This window comes from Rhizobium sp. FG96, from assembly GCF_057808655.1.
The window spans coordinates 17088-35445 of sequence record NZ_JBMDIL010000001.1 but is presented as its reverse complement, the minus strand read 5'-3'; the positions used below and the strand labels follow the sequence as shown (position 1 = coordinate 35445).

General features: G+C 63.3%; 15 protein-coding genes and 1 pseudogene. 13 read left to right on the top strand and 3 right to left on the bottom strand.

Annotated elements, in window-relative coordinates; all coding sequences use genetic code 11:
- Positions 1-4: 4 nt before the first annotated feature.
- Positions 5-529, bottom strand: coding sequence for an outer membrane protein assembly factor BamE (locus ACODR6_RS00185; RefSeq protein WP_112718752.1), 525 nt, complete (start codon positions 527-529; stop codon positions 5-7).
- A 190-nt stretch (positions 530-719) separates the two neighbouring features.
- On the opposite strand from ACODR6_RS00185, the pseudogene ACODR6_RS00180 reads away from it, so the two are divergent.
- From ACODR6_RS00180 to ACODR6_RS00150, 7 genes and pseudogenes are all read left to right on the top strand, one after another.
- Positions 720-1309, top strand: a pseudogene (locus tag ACODR6_RS00180) (ubiquinol-cytochrome C chaperone family protein).
- Between the two features lie 10 nt (positions 1310-1319).
- Positions 1320-1874 (top strand): YceD family protein, encoded by a 555-nt coding sequence (locus tag ACODR6_RS00175; protein WP_112718750.1) that lies wholly within the window; start codon positions 1320-1322, stop codon positions 1872-1874.
- Between the two features lie 103 nt (positions 1875-1977).
- Positions 1978-3024, top strand: a complete 1047-nt coding sequence (gene plsX, locus ACODR6_RS00170; RefSeq protein ID WP_489019928.1) for a phosphate acyltransferase PlsX — start codon at positions 1978-1980, stop codon at positions 3022-3024.
- 19 nt (positions 3025-3043) lie between these two features.
- A complete protein-coding gene (locus ACODR6_RS00165; RefSeq protein ID WP_489019926.1) occupies positions 3044-4015 on the top strand; it encodes a beta-ketoacyl-ACP synthase III in 972 nt (323 codons plus the stop codon).
- Positions 4016-4125: 110 nt separating this feature from the next.
- On the top strand, positions 4126-4464 hold the full coding sequence (locus tag ACODR6_RS00160) for an integration host factor subunit alpha (RefSeq protein WP_112718748.1): 339 nt from the start codon (positions 4126-4128) through the stop codon (positions 4462-4464).
- A 110-nt stretch (positions 4465-4574) separates the two neighbouring features.
- On the top strand, positions 4575-5168 hold the full coding sequence (locus ACODR6_RS00155) for a MerR family transcriptional regulator (protein WP_112718747.1): 594 nt from the start codon (positions 4575-4577) through the stop codon (positions 5166-5168).
- Between the two features lie 81 nt (positions 5169-5249).
- Complete coding sequence (locus ACODR6_RS00150) at positions 5250-6908, top strand: GMC oxidoreductase (RefSeq protein ID WP_489019923.1); 1659 nt, start codon at positions 5250-5252, stop codon at positions 6906-6908.
- 67 nt (positions 6909-6975) lie between these two features.
- Here the strand turns inward: ACODR6_RS00150 and ACODR6_RS00145 are convergent, their stop codons facing one another.
- Both ACODR6_RS00145 and ACODR6_RS00140 read right to left on the bottom strand, forming a co-directional pair.
- Positions 6976-7293 (bottom strand): DUF1236 domain-containing protein, encoded by a 318-nt coding sequence (locus tag ACODR6_RS00145; RefSeq protein WP_112718745.1) that lies wholly within the window; start codon positions 7291-7293, stop codon positions 6976-6978.
- Positions 7294-7371: 78 nt separating this feature from the next.
- On the bottom strand, positions 7372-7593 hold the full coding sequence (locus ACODR6_RS00140; RefSeq protein WP_489019921.1) for a hypothetical protein: 222 nt from the start codon (positions 7591-7593) through the stop codon (positions 7372-7374).
- A 305-nt stretch (positions 7594-7898) separates the two neighbouring features.
- Between ACODR6_RS00140 and bcsN the strand changes: the two genes are divergently transcribed.
- Genes bcsN through ACODR6_RS00110 form a run of 6 tightly spaced genes read left to right on the top strand, consistent with a single transcriptional unit; the run spans position 7899 to position 18303 of the window.
- A complete protein-coding gene (gene bcsN, locus ACODR6_RS00135) occupies positions 7899-8903 on the top strand; it encodes a cellulose biosynthesis protein BcsN (protein WP_489019919.1) in 1005 nt (334 codons plus the stop codon).
- A gap of 52 nt (positions 8904-8955) precedes the next feature.
- Positions 8956-11157, top strand: a complete 2202-nt coding sequence (gene bcsA / locus ACODR6_RS00130; RefSeq protein WP_112718827.1) for a UDP-forming cellulose synthase catalytic subunit — start codon at positions 8956-8958, stop codon at positions 11155-11157.
- Entirely contained in the window at positions 11157-13709 is a 2553-nt protein-coding gene (locus tag ACODR6_RS00125; RefSeq protein WP_489019916.1) for a cellulose biosynthesis cyclic di-GMP-binding regulatory protein BcsB, read from the top strand. The genes bcsA and ACODR6_RS00125 overlap by 1 nt, the downstream gene beginning before the upstream one ends.
- Positions 13706-14752, top strand: a complete 1047-nt coding sequence (locus ACODR6_RS00120; protein WP_413709238.1) for a family 8 glycosyl hydrolase — start codon at positions 13706-13708, stop codon at positions 14750-14752. The genes ACODR6_RS00125 and ACODR6_RS00120 overlap by 4 nt, the downstream gene beginning before the upstream one ends.
- On the top strand, positions 14749-17205 hold the full coding sequence (locus ACODR6_RS00115; RefSeq protein WP_489020692.1) for a cellulose synthase: 2457 nt from the start codon (positions 14749-14751) through the stop codon (positions 17203-17205). The genes ACODR6_RS00120 and ACODR6_RS00115 overlap by 4 nt, the downstream gene beginning before the upstream one ends.
- A 57-nt stretch (positions 17206-17262) precedes the next feature.
- Positions 17263-18303 carry a trans-3-hydroxy-L-proline dehydratase gene (locus tag ACODR6_RS00110; protein WP_489019914.1) on the top strand — a complete coding sequence of 347 codons (1041 nt, stop codon included), beginning with the start codon at positions 17263-17265 and terminating at the stop codon, positions 18301-18303.
- The last annotated feature ends 55 nt before the right edge of the window (positions 18304-18358 follow it).

Here is an 18358-nt window from a genome sequence, read left to right as displayed (position 1 = left end):
GTGCTTACTGGATGCTGGCCGGGTTCTGCGGGTTGCCCTGCGGCGTGCCGAACAGGCTCTTTGCCGCGCTGCCCGCGCCGCCCTGGAGAACCTGCTGAAGGAACGTCAGTTCGCGGCCGCCGGTCGGCGTTACGCGCGAGATCGTGTCGAACACCTTGCCGTCCTGCAGCGTGTAGTTGGCGCGGCGTGCCACGACGCCGTCCTTGTCGAAATAGATGGCGAGAACGCTCTGATCGACCACCCTGAGCTTTTGGTAGGCGATCGAGCGCGTGCGCTTCTGCGAGATGTAATAGAAGACTTCGTTGTCGAAGGTTGCCGTCGTCGAGGGCGTGCCGAGCGACAGGAGAACCTGTTCGCGGCTCGAACCTTCGGGTACGAGGTTCAACGATTCCTGATCGACGACATAGCCGCCGTTCAGCACGGTGCCGGTCTGGCAACCGGTAAGTCCTGCTGAGGCAATCATGATGGCAATGGCCGCGCTGCTGAAGAACTTTACGTCAGACTTGAAATACCGTTTCTTCAACGACATCTACTCCCCTTGAGTATCGGTAGGCGGCTTTTGACCATGCGAAGCACCGCTGATGCAAAACCTTTGTGGCCTTTCCGGGGTCGAATTCTCCCAATTCGCCGCGTCGCTGCCCTGAAAGGGCGCTGTCCCGAAAGTGGCCACCTTCGGCATTGCAATTCGCGCCTGCTTCGGTAAACCAGCTTTCGAATTCATGCAACACGGCCCACGCAACTCCGCGTGAAGAATGAGGCATTTCCGGAAAAAACAATGATCTTCGGGCTCTTTCGTAAGAAAAACAACAATCAGGCGATCGTCGAACGGCAGTATTCGACGCTGACGTCGGCCGCCCGCAGGCCCGAGTTCTACGAAAGCATGGATGTGCCCGACACCGTCATGGGCCGCTTCGAGATGCTTTCGCTGGTGATGATCCTATTCTTCCGCCGCACGCGGGCCTCCGGCACCAGCGGCCAGGAGATCGCCCAGGAGATCGTCGATGCCTTCTTTCAGGATATCGACTATTCGATCCGCGAGCTCGGCATCGGCGACAACAGCGTGCCGAAGCGCATGAAGAAGCTTGCGGGCATGTTCTACGGCCGCCTCGAAGCCTATTCCAAGGCGATGGATGCCGGTGACAGCGAAGCACTGTCCACGGCGCTGTCGCGCAACATTCACCCGAAGGCGGAAGCTCCGGCCGACATGAGCGCGCTCGCCGCCTGGATGTTCAAGGCCGAAGCGGCACTCTCGGAGCAGTCCGAAGATCAGATAGCGACCGGCTCGGCGACGCTGCCGGACGCGGCCTGAGGAGGAAGACATGAAACATCAGGACGACGCCATTCCCTTTTCCTATCTGGTAAAGGTGGGTCATATCTCGGCCAATCCCGTCGAGGTGCGCCTCGAAGCCGACGAGAAGGAGCGTAAGGCGCTCGCCGAGAGCTGGAACATTCTCTCCGTCGATGAACTGCGCGCCGAGCTGCAGGTCAACCGCTGGAAGAAGGACGGTATCCGCGTGAAGGGCAGGGTGCATGCCCGTATCGTGCAGGCCTGTGTCGTGACGCTCGAGCCGGTCATCTCGGATATCGACGAGCCCTTCGAGCAGATCTTCGTGCCCGAAAATTCCAAGCTTGCCCGCCGCCCGGCCAATGATGCCGGCGAAATGGTGCTCGATCCCGATGGTCCGGATCTGCCGGAGCCCTTCACCGGCGACAGCATCGATGCCGGCGCCGTGGTGACCGAATTCGCCGCGATGGCGATCGATCCCTATCCGCGCAAACCCGGCATCGAATTCAACGGGCATATCGAGGATGATGGTCAGAACGACAAGAAGCCGTCGCCATTCGCTGCGCTCAAGGACTGGAAGAAGGACTGAATACCCGTTGGGTATTTGACACAATTCAGTTGTAAGCGATGGGAAAACCGGTATTTTGGCCGAAATTTCGCCTCCCCCGGCGAAAAAGAAGGATCAGGGACGCGTGATCAGAATTTCTCTCGACCTCATGGGCGGCGACTTTGGTCCCCAGGTTGTCATCCCAGGTGCCGCCAAAGCGTTGGAGCGGCATCCGGATATTTCCTTCGTTTTCTACGGGTTGAAGGAAGAGTGCGAGCCCGTTCTCGCCAAGTTCCCGAAAGTCGCAGCCAAGTCGGTCTTCCATGACTGCGAGGTTGCCGTGCGCATGGACGAGAAGCCGAGCCAGGCACTTCGCCGCGGCCGCTACGTCTCCAGCATGTGGCGGACCATCGAAGCCGTGAAGTCGGGCGATGCCGATGTTGCGGTGTCGGCGGGCAATACCGGCGCGCTGATGGCGATGTCGAAATTCTGTCTGCGCACCATGGCCAATATCGAACGCCCGGCGATCGCCGGCATCTGGCCGACCCTGCGCGGCGAGAGCATCGTTCTCGATATCGGCGCGACGATCGGCGCGGATTCGCAGCAGCTGATGGATTTCGCCCTGATGGGCGGCGCCATGGCGCGCGCGCTTTTCGAAATCGAGCGCCCGACCATCGGCCTGCTCAATGTCGGCGTCGAAGAGATCAAGGGTCAGGAAGAGGTCAAGGAAGCGGGACGCCTGCTTCGCGAAGCCAATCTTGATTCGCTCGAATATTCCGGCTTCGTCGAAGGCGACGATATCGGCAAGGGTACGGTCGACGTCGTCGTCACCGAAGGTTTCTCCGGCAATATCGCGCTGAAGGCCGCCGAAGGCACGGCAAAGCAGATCGGCACCTATCTGCGCGCCGCGATGTCGCGCACGCTGATGGCCAAGATCGGCTATTTGCTGGCGAAAAGCGCTTTCGACATGCTGCGCGAGAAGATGGACCCGAGTAAGGTCAATGGCGGCGTGTTCCTCGGCCTGAACGGCATCGTCATCAAGAGCCATGGCGGCGCCAATGCCGAAGGTATCGCAGCCGCGATCGAAGTCGGTTACGACATGGCCAAGAATGGCCTCAATCAGAAAATAGAAAACGATCTCAAGAGATATCATGCCAAGCGGCAGCCGCCCATCGGGCCGGAAGCTGCGTGAGCGACGGGGTTTAGCAAGAATGATCCGTTCAGTGGTTCGCGGGTTCGGAGCCGCACTTCCGAAACGCGTAATGACCAACCGCGACATGGAAGATGTCGTTGACACGTCGGACGAGTGGATCGTCCAGCGTACCGGCATCCGCCAGCGCTATGTCGCAGGCGAGGGCGAGACGACGTCGTCGCTCGGCGAGCAGGCCGCACGCGCAGCACTCGATAATGCCGGCCTGACGCCCGCCGATATCGACCTGATCATCTGTGCGACCTCGACGCCTGACAACACCTTCCCGGCAACGGCGGTGAACATCCAGAACCGTCTCGGCATGAGCCATGGCTTCGCCTTCGACGTTCAGGCTGTCTGCACCGGTTTCGTCTATGCCGTCACCACGGCTGACGCCTATATCCGCGGTGGCCTCGCCAAGCGCGTTCTCGTCATCGGCGCGGAGACCTTCTCGCGCATTCTCGACTGGAATGACCGCACCACCTGCGTGCTCTTCGGCGATGGTGCCGGCGCGCTCGTTCTCGAAGCCTCCGAAGGCGAGGGCAAGACCTCGGATCGCGGCGTTCTGACCGCGCATCTGCGTTCGGATGGCTCGCACAAGGACAAGCTCTTCGTCGATGGCGGCCCGTCGAGCACCGGCACCGTCGGCAAGCTGCGCATGGAAGGCCGCGAAGTTTTCAAATATGCGGTCGGCATGATCACCGACGTCATCCAGGCGGCTTTCGACGCCACCGGCACGACGTCTGACGATCTCGATTGGCTGGTCCCCCACCAGGCAAATCGACGCATCATCGATGGTTCGGCCAAGAAGCTGAACATCGCCCCAGAAAAGGTCGTCATCACCGTCGATCTGCATGGCAACACCTCGGCGGCTTCCATTCCGCTGGCGCTTGCCGTTGCAGCCGGTGACGGACGCATCAGGAAGGGCGATCTCGTCATGCTCGAGGCCATGGGCGGCGGCTTCACCTGGGGCGCCGTGCTGCTGCGCTGGTAGTGCTGCAAATCGCAAAAAACTGACGACGAACAAGAGCTTGACCGTAAGGCGCAAGACAAATAGTCTTTGCTCGCTTTCATAAGATATTTTGCAGCTTGGGCGGGGAAACCATGACCGGAAAGACAGTGACGCGAGCAGACTTGGCGGAATCAGTTTTCCGGAAGGTTGGTCTCTCTCGAACAGAGTCCGCCGAACTCGTCGAAACCGTCATTGACGAAATCTGCAACGCCATCGTCCGTGGAGAGACGGTCAAGCTCTCCTCCTTCGCGACCTTCCAGGTGCGCGACAAGAACGAGCGTATCGGCCGCAACCCGAAGACCGGCGAAGAAGTGCCGATCTCGCCGCGCCGCGTCATGACCTTCAAGGCGTCGAACGTCCTGAAGACCAGGATTCTCAAGGCTCACACGCTGCGCAAGGTCAAGCAGAAGCCTGCAAATCCGGCCTCCTGAGCCCGTTCCATCGGCTCTGCCTAATCGATAAATCATTGATGTCATTGCCCGCGAACTGTGGGAACCCGAAGACGTGACTTGAATTCGGCGGTTCAAACCGTTGAAATATGATGAGTCGCGGATTGGACCGCCACCGAGGTCGCGTAGGGAGTAGGACGTTGGACAAGAGCCCTGATGCTTTTCGAACCATCAGCGAAGTTGCGGATGATCTTGATCTGCCGCAGCACGTCTTGCGCTTCTGGGAAACTCGTTTTCCGCAGATAAAGCCGATGAAGCGTGGCGGCGGACGCCGTTATTATCGCCCTGAAGATGTGGATCTGCTGAAGGGCATACGTCATCTGCTCTATGATCACGGCTACACGATCAAGGGCGTGCAGAAGCTCCTGAAGACCAACGGCAACAAGTTTGTCGTCTCCGTCGCCCATGGCGATCTCGCAAGCGTGGAGGCGCTGGCGGCGAGCTCCAAGGATGGTGGTGGCTCTTCGTCCTCCGAACCCCGCGTCAGCATGGCCGATGAAGACCAGCTCGTCGGCCGCGCCAAGGCGCCGATCACCCGCCGCTTCTTCAATTTCGTCGCTGGCGAGGATGAGCAGGGCGAGGTCTCGATCGGCAAGTCGAGCGTCGGCAAGGAAGACCGCGCGCTGCTCCAGGAAGCGCTCTACGACCTCCTGGAATGCAAGCGCCTGCTCGACCAGGTACGCTGACGGAAGTCGCTTTTGCCCTTGTTTCAATGGCCCTTGCTTCTAGCTAACTCCCCGTAAGCCATCCGGCACGGGGAATTCTGGATGATTATAGACGGCGCTGCCGGGGCATTACCTTCATCTGACATATGCATCGTCGGTGCCGGTCCGGTCGGCCTTTCGCTGGCTTTCCGCTGCGCCGAACGCGGTCTTTCCGTAGCGATTGTCGAGGCAGGTTCCGCTGACGGCAGTGGTGGCGATATCGCACCCGGTCCCGTCCATTTCACCAACGGTCATCACGTCGAAAGCGCGGCCTCGGTCGCAAGTGGCATCGGCGGCACGTCGCGGCTTTGGGGCGGCCGCTGCGTGGCACTCGATCCGCTGGATTTCGGAAGGCGCAGCCACGTCCCGATGTCGGGCTGGCCGATCCCGGCTGACGCGCTGCAACCCTACTATCCCGATGCCCTGAATTTTCTCGGCTGCGATCCCAGGGCTTCGGTGATGAAGTCGCGAGTCGAAGGCGACGTGCGAATGGATTCGCTGGAGCATTGGGCGCCGGAGCCTGATCTCGGCGGCAGATATCGCGAGCGCCTGGTCGCCGCCGCCGGTATCACGGTGATCACCAATGCGCGCGTCAGCGCCATGATGGTCTCCGGCGATGGAGATATCGAGGGGCTGGAACTGCTGACATCGGAGGGCCGGAGGGACCTGCGGGCCGGCCGCTACGCACTCGCGGCAGGCGGTCTCGAAAACACCCGGCTTTTGCTGGCCGCGCAGGAGAGGCATCCGGAGAAATTCGGTGGACGGGAAGGACCGCTCGGACGCTTCTATGCAGGACATTTGACCGGCTATCTCGGCGTCATCGAATTCAACAATGTCGAGACCGAGGACCTGCTCTGGTTTCGCAAGGCGAGCGGCGGCGATATCGTTCGCCAGCGCCTGATGATCGATCCCCCGGTGCAGGCGGCGAACGGATTGCTCAATGCCGCCTATTGGCTGGAGAGCCTTTCGATCGCGGATCCCAGCCATGGCAGCGGCGCGCTGTCGCTGGTCTATCTGATCTTCGCGCTGACCGGCCTCTACCCGCGCATTGCCCGTGGCCTGGCGCCTGCTACGTCGATCACGCCGCAGCGCCTCTACCGCGCCCACTGGCGCAACATCCGCAACGATGTCGCCGTTATCCCGGGTGCGGCGCGGACGCTATTCGACATGCTGCTGCGGCGCTTCCGGCGGGCGGCGGGCGCGGTGCGCAATCCGCGCCGCCGCTATCTGCTGCGCTATCACGCCGAGCAGGCGCCGAATGCCGAAAGCATCGTCCGGCTACGGACGCAAGTCGAGGGGAAAGCGGCCGGTCTCGAAATAGACCTGCGGTTCGGCATGCAGGATTTCGATTCCATCGTCCGCTCCCACGAGATCATTGATCGGTGGCTGCGGCGCGAGAAGCTCGGTCATCTCGATTACATCCACCGCTGTGACGAGCGGCACGATGCCGTCAGGGATCAGGCACTCGACGGCTACCACCAGATCGGCTCGACCCGCATGTCGGATGATCCCGGCAGCGGCGTGGTGAACGCCGATTGTCGGGTGCACGATGTCGGCAATCTCTATGTCGCCGGCAGCAGTGTCTTTCCGACGGGTGGACAGGCCAATCCGACGCTGCCGGCCATCGCTCTGGCGCTGAGGCTTGCCGATCACTTGGCCAGTTTGGCGAGTGATGAAACGCCGTCGAGCGAGCGGAAGGTCGTGGAAACAGTGTCCTCATGAACGAGGAAAGGGGCGGGACCTCCAGGTCTCGCCCCTTTCTCTCCGCGGTCTTGTGACACACGCCGGTCTACTCGAGAACCTGGATGACGCGGTGCGTCTGCGGTTCCACGATCACACGGCGGTCATTGACCACGGTATAGGCATAGCCATCCATATTGGGGACGGTATGGACTTCGACGGTATCGGGCAGTGTCGTGCCGACGACCACATCGCCATCATAGACGACCGAAGGCGTCTGCTGCTCCATCACATAGGTGCGGACTTCGCCCGGAAGGACGATCGCACCGGTGGGAGCCGGATCGGTGACGATTACGGTGCTCTGCGCGAAGGCAGCAGAGCTAACCGTCAGCAGTGCGGCGGCCGTGGCCAGCATGATCTTGCGCATGGGATAAACTCCTTTTCCTACCCAGCCGTCATGGAAACGTGGCGGAAAGTTCGTTGTTCCCAAATCAGCCGCCCGATCTCAGCGGGCGGCAAGCTCTACGCGCATCATCGCGAGCAGCGTATCGTAGTCCTGGATGCCGTCGAAATAGAAGTGAATGACACTGCGGGCGACATCCAGCGCCTCCACACTCTGCTTGTGAAGCTGGCGCTCGGCCGCCACCGTATCGAAGACGGCCTGAAGCACATCGACCTCTTCGGGCGCGACCGGATCGTGTATCCCGCGTTCTGTCACCGCGTTCATTCACTCCTCCACTCTTCCTCCTGCCATATGTCAATGTGCGAGCGGCAGGGGCGCATTTCAACCGGCAAGCGCAATGATAGTAATTGAGTCCTTACTAAAACGGATGGCGCATCCGCGGCTTAGCCTTTCCCGATGGTCGCTGCTGAGACCTTTTGCCCGCGATCTCTGCGTACCCCGTTAATAAGTGATTAACCATAAGCGGCGTTTATTCCATCCTGAATGCTGGCGGCTTGTTGATTCGAGAAACCGCTGGGCGAATTTTCCCGTTTTGGGGAACAGGAAAGACGATAACGGCGGCTCCCTGAATGCGTTTGCTGAATCTGATATCGATCGTTGCGGTGGCGGGCGTAATGGCCGGCTGCAGTACAACGAGCGGCAGCGTCAAGCAGCCGTCCGGCCCGGAAGCCATTGCCAGCGAAAAGGCGCTGGTCATGCCGCCGCCCGGCGGGCCGTCGATCGTCAGCGTCGTCGAGACCAAGCGCGGCAATGGCGTCGAGCAGACGCTGTCGCTCTTCACGTCGTCCTCGGTTCCCGGCCAGAATTTCATGAAGGTGCAGTTCCTGGGCGCCAGCGGCTCCAATCCGGATACCGGAAGCGCCGGCTACAGGATGTTCAGCGAAACCGGCATGTCGCGCGAAGCCTTCGCTTCCGTGCCCGGCGTTGCCATGGCGCGCAACACGACCTTCCTGCAGAACAGCTACGGCCCGTTCTCCTACGCTTCCGGCCGCAGCCGCGGTGGCGATACCTGCATCTATGGCTGGCAGCAAATCCGCTCCAGCCGCGCCGCGCATACGCAGACCCGCAATTTCGGCATGATCCAGGTGAAGCTCCGGCTTTGCGATGCCCGCGCCAGCGAGCGCCAGCTGCTCGCCGTCATGTATGGCTACACGATCACCGGCACGCTGAACGGCGAAATCTGGAACCCCTACGGCGACGTTCGCGGCGCCGACCCGACGCTCGGTCAGGCCGGCACGCCGATCTATCCGGATGAGGGCGGCTATCGCCAGATGTCGATGCCGCTCGGTTATGAACCGGCGCCGCAGGCTGTCAACCGCGCCACCGTGCGCCGTGCCGTCGTCACGCGGCCACAGCCCGCCGTGGCACCGCAGCCGGTCGTGCAGCAGGCGCCGCCCGTCGGGCCGCGTGTGCCGCTGCCGGATGCGCCGCAACAGAGCTCGCAGATGGTTGCTCCGGGCAGTCCCGCGCAGCCGGCGGCTCCGGCACAACAATCCGCGCGGGCAGGCGGTGTCGCCGTGCCCTCGCCAGACTGCATAGGCGATGCGGCCATGACGGCCGCCTGCCGGAGATAGACTTGCATGCCCGGGCCTTATGGCCCGGTTCTGTCATTTCGAAGGAACGTCGATGCATAAGGCCCGAAGCATCCTGATATGGGCGGTTGTCTCGCTCTGCACGATTGCGCTGATCACGCTGCCGGTGAACCTGCAGACCCAGCTCATCGCCAGCATCACCGTCGTCACCATCATGGCGATCATCAAGGTGATGAAGGGCGAGGGGACCTGGCGCCTGATCGCGCTCGCCTTCGGCACGGCGATCGTTCTGCGCTACGTCTACTGGCGCACGACCAATACGCTCCCGCCGGTCAACCAGCTGGAAAACTTCATCCCCGGCCTGCTGCTTTATCTCGCCGAAATGTATTCGGTGGCGATGCTGGCGCTCAGCCTTTTCATCGTCGCCACCCCGCTGCCGCCGCGCCCGTCGCGTGCTGCGCGCGAGGAGCGCTTCCCGCATGTCGACGTCTTCGTTCCCTCCTACAACGAAGACGCCCACCTGCTCGCCAACACGCTGGCCGCTGCGAAGGCGATGGACTATCCGAAAGAGAAGCTGCATGTCTGGCTGCTCGATGACGGCGGTACGCTGCAGAAGCGCAATTCCAACAAGCTCGTCGAGGCACAGGCCGCAGTCGCGCGCCACGCCGAACTGAAGCAGCTCTGCGAAGATCTCGACGTCAAATACCTGACCCGCGACCGCAACGAGCATGCCAAGGCCGGTAACCTCAACAACGGCATGAAGCACTCGACCGGCGAACTGATCGCCGTCTTCGACGCCGACCACGCGCCGGCCCGCGACTTCCTGCTGGAGACCGTCGGCTATTTCGACGACGACCCGAAGCTCTTCCTGGTGCAGACGCCGCACTTCTTCATCAATCCCGATCCGCTGGAGCGCAACCTGCGCACTTTCGACAACATGCCGAGCGAGAACGAGATGTTCTACGGCATCATCCAGCGCGGTCTCGACAAGTGGAATGCCGCCTTCTTCTGCGGCTCCGCAGCCGTTCTCAGCCGCAAGGCGCTGGAAAGCCAGGGCGGCTTCTCCGGTATCAGCATCACCGAAGACTGCGAAACGGCGCTGGCGCTGCACGGCACCGGCTGGAACTCGATCTATGTCGACAAGCCGCTGATCGCCGGCCTGCAGCCCGCCACCTTCGCCAGCTTCATCGGCCAGCGCAGCCGCTGGGCGCAGGGCATGATGCAGATCCTGCGCTTCCGCTTCCCGCTCCTGAAGCGCGGCCTGACGATCCCGCAGCGTCTGTGCTACATGTCGTCGACGCTGTTCTGGCTGTTCCCGTTCCCGCGCACGATCTTCCTGTTCGCGCCGCTCTTCTACCTGTTCTTCGATCTCGAAATCTTCACCGCATCCGGTGGCGAGTTCCTGGCCTATACGCTGGCCTACATGCTCGTGAACCTGATGATGCAGAATTACCTCTACGGTTCGTTCCGCTGGCCCTGGATCTCCGAGCTCTACGAATATGTGCAGACGGTCCACCTTCTGCCCGCCGTCGTCTCGGTCATGCTCAATCCGCGTAAGCCGACCTTCAAGGTGACGGCGAAGGACGAGTCGATCGCCGTCAGCCGGCTGTCGGAAATCAGCCGTCCGTTCTTCGTCATCTTCGCCGTGCAGATCATCGCCTTGATCATCACCATCTACCGCATCTATGCCGAGCCCTATAAGGCCGACGTGACGCTCGTCGTCGGCGGCTGGAACATCATCAACCTGATCATGGCCGGCTGTGCGTTGGGCGTCGTCTCCGAGCGCGGCGAGCGCTCCTCGTCGCGGCGCGTGCGCGTCAACCGCCGCTGCGAGCTCGGGGTCAACGGCAAATGGTACACGGCCTCGATCGAGGACGTCTCCGTCCACGGCGCCCGCCTGCATGTCTTCAACAAGCAGCTCGATCAGATGACCGTCGGGGCCGAGGGCGAAATCCGCTTCCGCCCCTATAGCGGCGCCGATCTCGAAACCCTGCCGCTCATCGTCCGCAACATGGAGCCTTCGGGCGACATCACCATGGTCGGCTGCCAGTATGTTCCGAAGAACGCTCTCGACCACCGTCTGATCGCCGACCTGATGTTTGCGAACTCGGACCAGTGGACGCAATTCCAGCAGAGCCGCCGCCGCAACCCGGGCCTCATCCGCGGCACCATCTGGTTCCTCGGCCTGTCCTTCTACCAGACCAGCCGCGGCCTGGTGTATTTCTTCCGCAGCATGCGGCCGGAGCGCGAGGCGCAACAGCAGCAACAGCAACAGACGGCAAAGGCGAACGGCTGATGAAGAAGCTTGCCGCTGCCTCCGCTCTGCTTCTCAGTGCCTCGGCGATCGCCTATGCGCAGACCGCGCAGGCGCCCGCACCCTTCGACATGTCCGGCGAGCGTCCGGCCGGCCTGCAGCCGATGGTGCCGCGAATGACGGTTCCGGCCCAGCAGCCTGCTGCGGCCCCGGCTCAGCCGGCGCCGGCTCCCGCCGCACCTGTCCCGGCCGCACCCGTCGCTGCGCAGCCTGCACCCGTTCCCGCGGTTCCGGCAACACCGCCGGTCCTGTCGCAGCCCGCGGCCGCTCCGGCACCTGTCCCGGCATCCCCGGTTCCCGCGTCGCCCGTCGCCGCACAGCAGCCCGCAGCGCAGCCGCAACAGACGCCTGCGACGCCGGATGCGGCAGCCACCGCCCGTGCAGCCGGCAATGTCGTGCGCTATGTCGTGCCTGCCGCCAAGTTCGGCCTGGAAGGCGAATATGACCGCAAGTCCTGGTCCGTCTATCTGACGCCCGAGCAGGCGGCTGCCCCGGCAAAGTTCAACTTCGCCTACCAGAACTCGATCGTCGTCGCCCCCGAGGCCTCGCAGATCACCGTGCTGATCAACAACCGGCCGGTCGGCCAGCAGCAGGTGGGCTCGCCCGACAGTCAGTCCTCCGTCAGCTTCGATGTGCCGCGCGGGCTGCTGCAGCCGGGCGCCAATCTGCTGACCTTCGAGACCAACCAGCGTCACCGCACCGACTGCAGCATCCAGTCCACCTATGAGCTGTGGTCTAATATCGATCCGTCGCAGACCTATTTCAGCTTTGCCGGGCAGGATGCCGCGCGCCTGTCGAGCACCGATGCGATCCGCGCGATCGGCGTCGATGGCGCAGGCAAAACCGAATTCGATCTACTGGTCCCGGCGCTCGAGCAGCCGGGTACGACGAAGCCGCTGCTGCGCCTGACGCAGGGCCTGTCCGTTCTCAGCGGCATGCCGAACCAGACCTTCTCCTTCAGCGCCGATCGCTTGCCGACCGGTGGCGCCGGCAAGCTCACCGTCCTGGTCGGCACGCCTGCCGAGCTCGCGCCTTACTTCCCGGCGCTGCCCCCGGCCGTCCAGTCGGCGCCGCTCGCCACCTTCGCGACCGATCCGCGGACGGGCTCGACAGTGCTCTTGATCAGCGGCCCGTCCTGGCCGGCGATCTCGCAGGCGATCGATACGATCGTTCAGCCGACCGACCGTTCGCCCGATGTACGCCGTGACGTGCTGACGACGCAGCGTTGGACGGCGCCGGATGCCCCGTTGCTCTTCGAGGACACGCGCCTCAGCTTCCAGAAGCTCGGCGTCAAGACCACTGAATTCTCCGGCCGCCGCTTCCGCACCGATTTCAACGTCGCCGTTCCCGCCGATTTCTATGCCAATGCCTATGGCGAAGCGACCGTGCTGCTCGATGCCGCCTATACGGAGAACGTTCTCCCCGGCAGCCATATCGACATCTATGTCAACGGCAACATCGCCTCGACCGTGCCGATCACTTCGACCGGCGGCGGTATCCTGCGCCATCTGCCGATCCGCGTCACGATGCGGCATTTCAAGCCGGGCCTGAACGAGCTGGCGCTCGAAGCGATCCTGCAGACAAAGGAAGACGCAGCCTGCGCGCCCGGCTCGACGGCCGGTGGCACGCCGCGTTTCGCGCTCTTCGATACGACCGAATTCCACATGCCGGATTTCGCCCGCGTCGGACAACGGCCGAACCTCGCGGCAATGGCCGGCACTGCCTATCCCTATGGCCGCCTGACCGCGCCGATGCCGCTGTTCCTGGACCGCGCCGATGCCGACACGCTCTCCGCTGCGGCAACGCTGCTCGGCCAGATGGCGAGCATGGCCGGTCACCCGATCGATATCGAAACCTCGGCATCGCCGAGCACGATCGGCGACCGCGACGCGATGTTCATCGGCTCGATCTCGCAGCTTCCGGCGACTGCGCTGTCGCAGGTCAATGTCGCGACCGCCAGCCAGGCCTCCTGGCGTCCCGTGCCCGATACCGGCGCAGCAGCACCCGACACCAACGCCGCCTTCGACGAATGGCGTTCGAAGGTCAGCGGCGGCGCCTGGAAGGGGCAGGTCACCGCTTTCCAGGAATGGATGCGCCGCAACTTCGACATTTCGCTGAGCTCGCTGCAATTCGTGCCGGGCGCCGAAGAAGTCTTCGCCCCGTCGAATGTCGCAACGATGATGGTGGCGCAGGGCACGAGCCCTGAAGGCAGCGGCACCTGGACGCTGGTCACCGCGCCCTCGGCAAAGGATCTGCGCGAAGGCGCCGAAGCGCTGACCTCTCAGGCCAACTGGCCGCAGATATCAGGCCACATCACCACCTATTCGTCGAAGACGGGCAAGGTCGAAAGCGTCCCGGTGACGCGCTTCGATTTCGTGCCGTCGCAGACCTGGACGATCGCCAATTATCGCCTGATCGCCGCCAACTGGCTGTCGACCAACATTCTCTCCTACGCCTTCCTGCTGGTCGTCCTGTCGATGCTGATCGGCGTCGCGACATCGAGCATGCTCGGCAGATTGGGACGAGGAAAATGAGGGGGATCGCGACGCGGCTGATGGCGGGCGTCGTTGCCCTCAACCTGTTGTGGCAGCCAGCCGCGGCACAACAGGTTCTGGTCGCTCCGCAGGCCTGGGCGGCCTACAAGACGCAATTCCTCGATCAGACCGGCCGCGTCATCGATAACGGCAACGGCAATATCAGCCACAGCGAAGGGCAGGGCTATGGCCTGCTGCTTTCCTACCTCGCCAACAGCCCCTCCGATTTCGAGCAGATCTGGTACTTCACCCGCACCGAGCTCTTGTTGCGTAACGACGGGCTGGCCGTCTGGAAATGGGATCCGAATTCCAAACCGCACGTCACAGACATCAACAACGCCTCCGACGGCGACCTCTTGATCGCCTATGCGCTGGCGCTTGCCGGTGCTGCCTGGAAGAAGCCCGAATATATCGAGGCGGCGGCCAAGATGGCGCATTCGCTGCTGACCGAAGCCGTCGTTCAATCCGGCGGCCGCACGCTGCTGATGCCCGGCGTTGAAGGTTTCATGCCGCCCGGCCGCAAGGATGGTCCGGTCATCAACCCATCCTACTGGATCTACGAGGCGCTGCCGGTCATGGCGCTGCTGGCGCCCTCCGACCAATGGCAGAAGCTCAGCGACGATGGTCTGGCGCTGTTGCGCAGCATGCAGTTCGGCCCGCGCAAGCTGCCGGCCGAATGGGTGAGCCTGGCGCGCATGCCGGCACCGGCAGAGGGCTTCGATGCCGAGTTTGCCTATAACGCGATCCGCATCCCACTCTACCTTGCACGGGCCGGTGTAACCGATGCCGAGCTCTTCGGACGGCTGCAGCAGGGCATGACGGTGGACGGGGCTCCGGCCACCATTGATCTCACCACTGGTAAACCGAAGGCGGCGCTTTCGGATGCTGGTTATCGAATTGTTAACGATGTTGTGGCCTGTGTGGTGCATGGTACGAAACTGCCAGAATCAGCTCTGCAGTTCTCGCCAGCGCTCTACTATCCGTCCACCCTCCAGCTGCTCGGGCTGGCATTCGTTGGGGAGAAACATCCGGAGTGTCTGTGAAGTCCTCTCTCGTTGCAATTTCCGCGGCAGTCGTCGTGGCTGGTGTCATTACCGGCCTGAAGGATCGCGCGGCGCTACAGCAGCGCTTCGGGATTGGTGAAGAAGACAACGCTCCGAACCTGATGCTGATGGAGCGCATCAAGGGTCCGGATGCGCCGGCTGACCCGAAGGTCGACGTTCAGGCGATCACCGACCGGCTGCAGGCTGCAGCGCCCGTTCTGACTGCCCAGACGCAGGCGCAAGGGCAGGGACAGGCGCCGGTTTCGGCCGTTCCGCCGGTCACCGTGACGCCGGCCGCACCGGTCAATGCCGATGCTACTCCGGTCGAGACAGCACAGCAGACGCAGCCCGCACCGGCAACACCTGCTGCGCAGCCGCAGAGCCAGGGACAGCCGAAGGTCGATGAAAGCGCGTTGCGCTATTTCGCCAGCCGCGGCGACAAGGTGCGTCTGCAGGCCGAAATCTCCCGTCTTCAGGCGCTCTATCCGAACTGGGTTCCCCCGGCCGATCCGCTGGCCGTACCGCAGAGCGGCGACAAGCAGCTCGAGACCATGTGGCAACTCTATTCCGAGGGCCGTTATGCCGAGCTGCGTTCGGCGATCGCCAACCGGCAGACCGCCGAGCCCGCCTGGCAGCCGCCGGCCGACCTGCTCGATCGCCTCGATGTCGCCGAAGCCCGCGCCCGGCTGATCAACGCATCCGATCTCAAGCAATATGCGACCGTCGTCGATATCGGCGCCGCAACGCCGAGCCTGCTGACCTGCAGCGATATCGATGTGCTCTGGCGCGTCGCCGAAGCCTTCGTCGATACCGAACGCCAGCAGCGCGGCATTGACGCTTATACCTATATCCTGAAGAACTGCACCAATCCGCAGGAGCGCCTGGCGACCATCCAGAAGGCCGCAGCCGTGCTCCCGTACCAGCCGATGCAGTCGCTGCTGGCGCTCGAACAGCCGGCCGTCAGCGGTGCGCGCGAGTTCGACAGCATTCGTGACGACCTTGCCCGCCGCTTCCTCGCCGAAGGCAATGCCGACGACAAGCTGACGATCGCTGCCGATTACATCTCGCGCGTCGAGAGACTTGCCGAAGCCCAGGGCGAACCGGCCGATGCGCTGCTGCTCGGCTGGTACCAGCTGCGCCGCCAGAATGCGACCGATGCCGAAAAGTGGTTCCGTGCCGCCCGCACCAAGGAAGACAGCGCCTCGGCCTCCGAAGGCCTCGCTCTGGCGCTGGTCGACCGCAAGGCGCCGCAGGAAGCCGAAGACGTCATGTTCAAGTGGCGCAACGATTCCAAGGACGCGATGGACACCTATCTGGCTGCCACCGCCAACCTGATGGCGCTGCAGCCGCCGGCCAACATCACCGAGGACGTGCTCGGCCGCATGGCGACCGAGATCATCGCCCAGAAATACGTGCCGACCGCCCAGCAATATGGCTGGTATGCCCGTTCGCTCAATCAGCCGCAGACGGCCGCGCGCTGGTTCGAAACGGCGCTGCGCTGGAAGCCCGATGACGAGCCTTCCGCTTATGGTCTGGCGATCACCCGCGAGCAGCTGAACGACCGCAAGGGCGTTGCCGAAGTCCAGAGGCTCTGGGCCGGCCGCTCGCAGCGTATCGCCACGCTCGACGACACCTCGTCGCTGACGCCGAACGTCTCCGCGCCGCTGCCGGGCCCGACCCAGGCGCCGCAGACCGATGCACCCGTCGCCGTGGCGCCCACGCCGCAGCCGGTGCAGCAGCAACAGTACCAGCAGGCGCCGCAGCAATATCAGCCGGTGCAACAGCAGTATCAGCCCGTGCAACAGCAGTATCAGCCCGTGCAACAGCAGCAGGCCTACCAGCAGCCGGTTCAGCGCCAGCGCACGCAGGTTGCGAGCTACGATGCCGAGCCGTCCCGGCCCGCCGCCGTTCAGCAGGCGGCACGCGCCCCCCGCGGCTGCGCCACGACGATCGATGCCAGCATGCTGAGCCCCGGCGATGCGCTGACCCGCGGCTGGTGCCTGATGGATCTCAACCGTCCGATGGAGGCGATTGCCGCCTTCGAGACGGCGCTGAAGAGCCCGGCGCGCCAGAACCGTGAAGATGCCGCTTACGGCCAGAGCCTCGCCTATCTGCGCGCCGGCCTGTCGAACAACGCCGCCGTCTCCGCAACCCGCGCGCCGCAGAACCGCCAGCGCGCCGCCGAGCTGCAGGTCGCGATCCTCGCCGACCGCGCGCTCTCGGCCTACGGCGCCAAGCGCTATCGTGAAACGCTGATCTATCTCGACCAGCGCGCCCAGCTGAAGCAGGAAACCATCGACCTGATGGTGCTGCGCGGCTACTGCTACCTGAACCTCAAGATGTATGGCGATGCCACCCGCGTCTTCGAGGCGGCGGCCGCGACCGGCAGCAAGGATGCCAATCGCGGCCTCGCCAATGTTCGCGAGGCGACACACCCGGATGGCCGCTACTGACCTTGGCAAGCGCCGCTGCCACGGTTAGACAGAAGGCTTGAAGAGGAGCTGGGGGCGATGAGAACATCCAAGGTCATCCATGTCGTTACCTGCCACGCCGAAGGCGAGGTGGGCGATGTGATCGTCGGCGGTGTCGCGCCACCGCCCGGTGACACGGTCTGGGATCAGTCCCGCTTCATCGCCACGGATGAGACGCTGCGCAATTTCGTGCTCAACGAACCGCGCGGCGGCGTCTTCCGCCATGTAAACCTGCTGGTGCCGCCGAAGAACCCGAAGGCGCAGATGGGCTGGATCATCATGGAGCCCGCCGACACGCCGCCGATGTCCGGCTCCAACTCGATCTGCGTTTCGACCGTGCTCCTCGATACCGGCATCATCCCGATGCAGGAACCGGAAACGAAGATGATCCTCGAGCCGCCGGCCGGTCTCATCGAGGTCACCGCCACCTGCCGCAACGGCAAGGCCGAGCGCATCAGCGTCAAGAACGTCGCCTCCTTTGCAGACAAGCTGGATGCGAAACTGGAGGTCGAGGGGCTCGGCACGCTGACCGTCGATACCGCCTATGGCGGCGACAGCTTCGTCATCGTCGATGCCCATGCGCTCGGCTTCTCGATCGCCCCGCACGAGGCCCGCGATCTCGCCGAACTCGGCATGAAGATCACCAAAGCCGCCAACGAACAGCTCGGCTTCGTCCACCCGGTCAACAGCGGCTGGGACCACATCTCCTTCTGCCAGTTCGCAGCCCCCGTCGCCGTCGAGAACGGCATCCTGACCGGCGCCAATGCCGTCGCCATCCGGCCGGGCAAGATCGACCGCTCGCCGACCGGCACCGGCTGCTCGGCGCGCATGGCCGTCCTGCATGCGAAGGGTCATATGAAGGTCGGCGACAAATTCACCGGCCGCTCGATCATCGGCTCCGAGTTCCATTGCTCGATCGATTCCGAAGCCGATATCGGCGGCAAGCCCGGTATCGTGCCGATCATCTCCGGCCGCGCCTGGGTGACGGGAACGCAGCAACTGATGCTCGATCCCTCCGACCCCTATCCCGCGGGCTACCGCCTCTCGGACACCTGGCCGATGGAAAAGCAGACCGGCTGAACCGGACCATCGCCCGCCAATCACCTAGCAGACAAGGAATACGCAGTGCCCAATT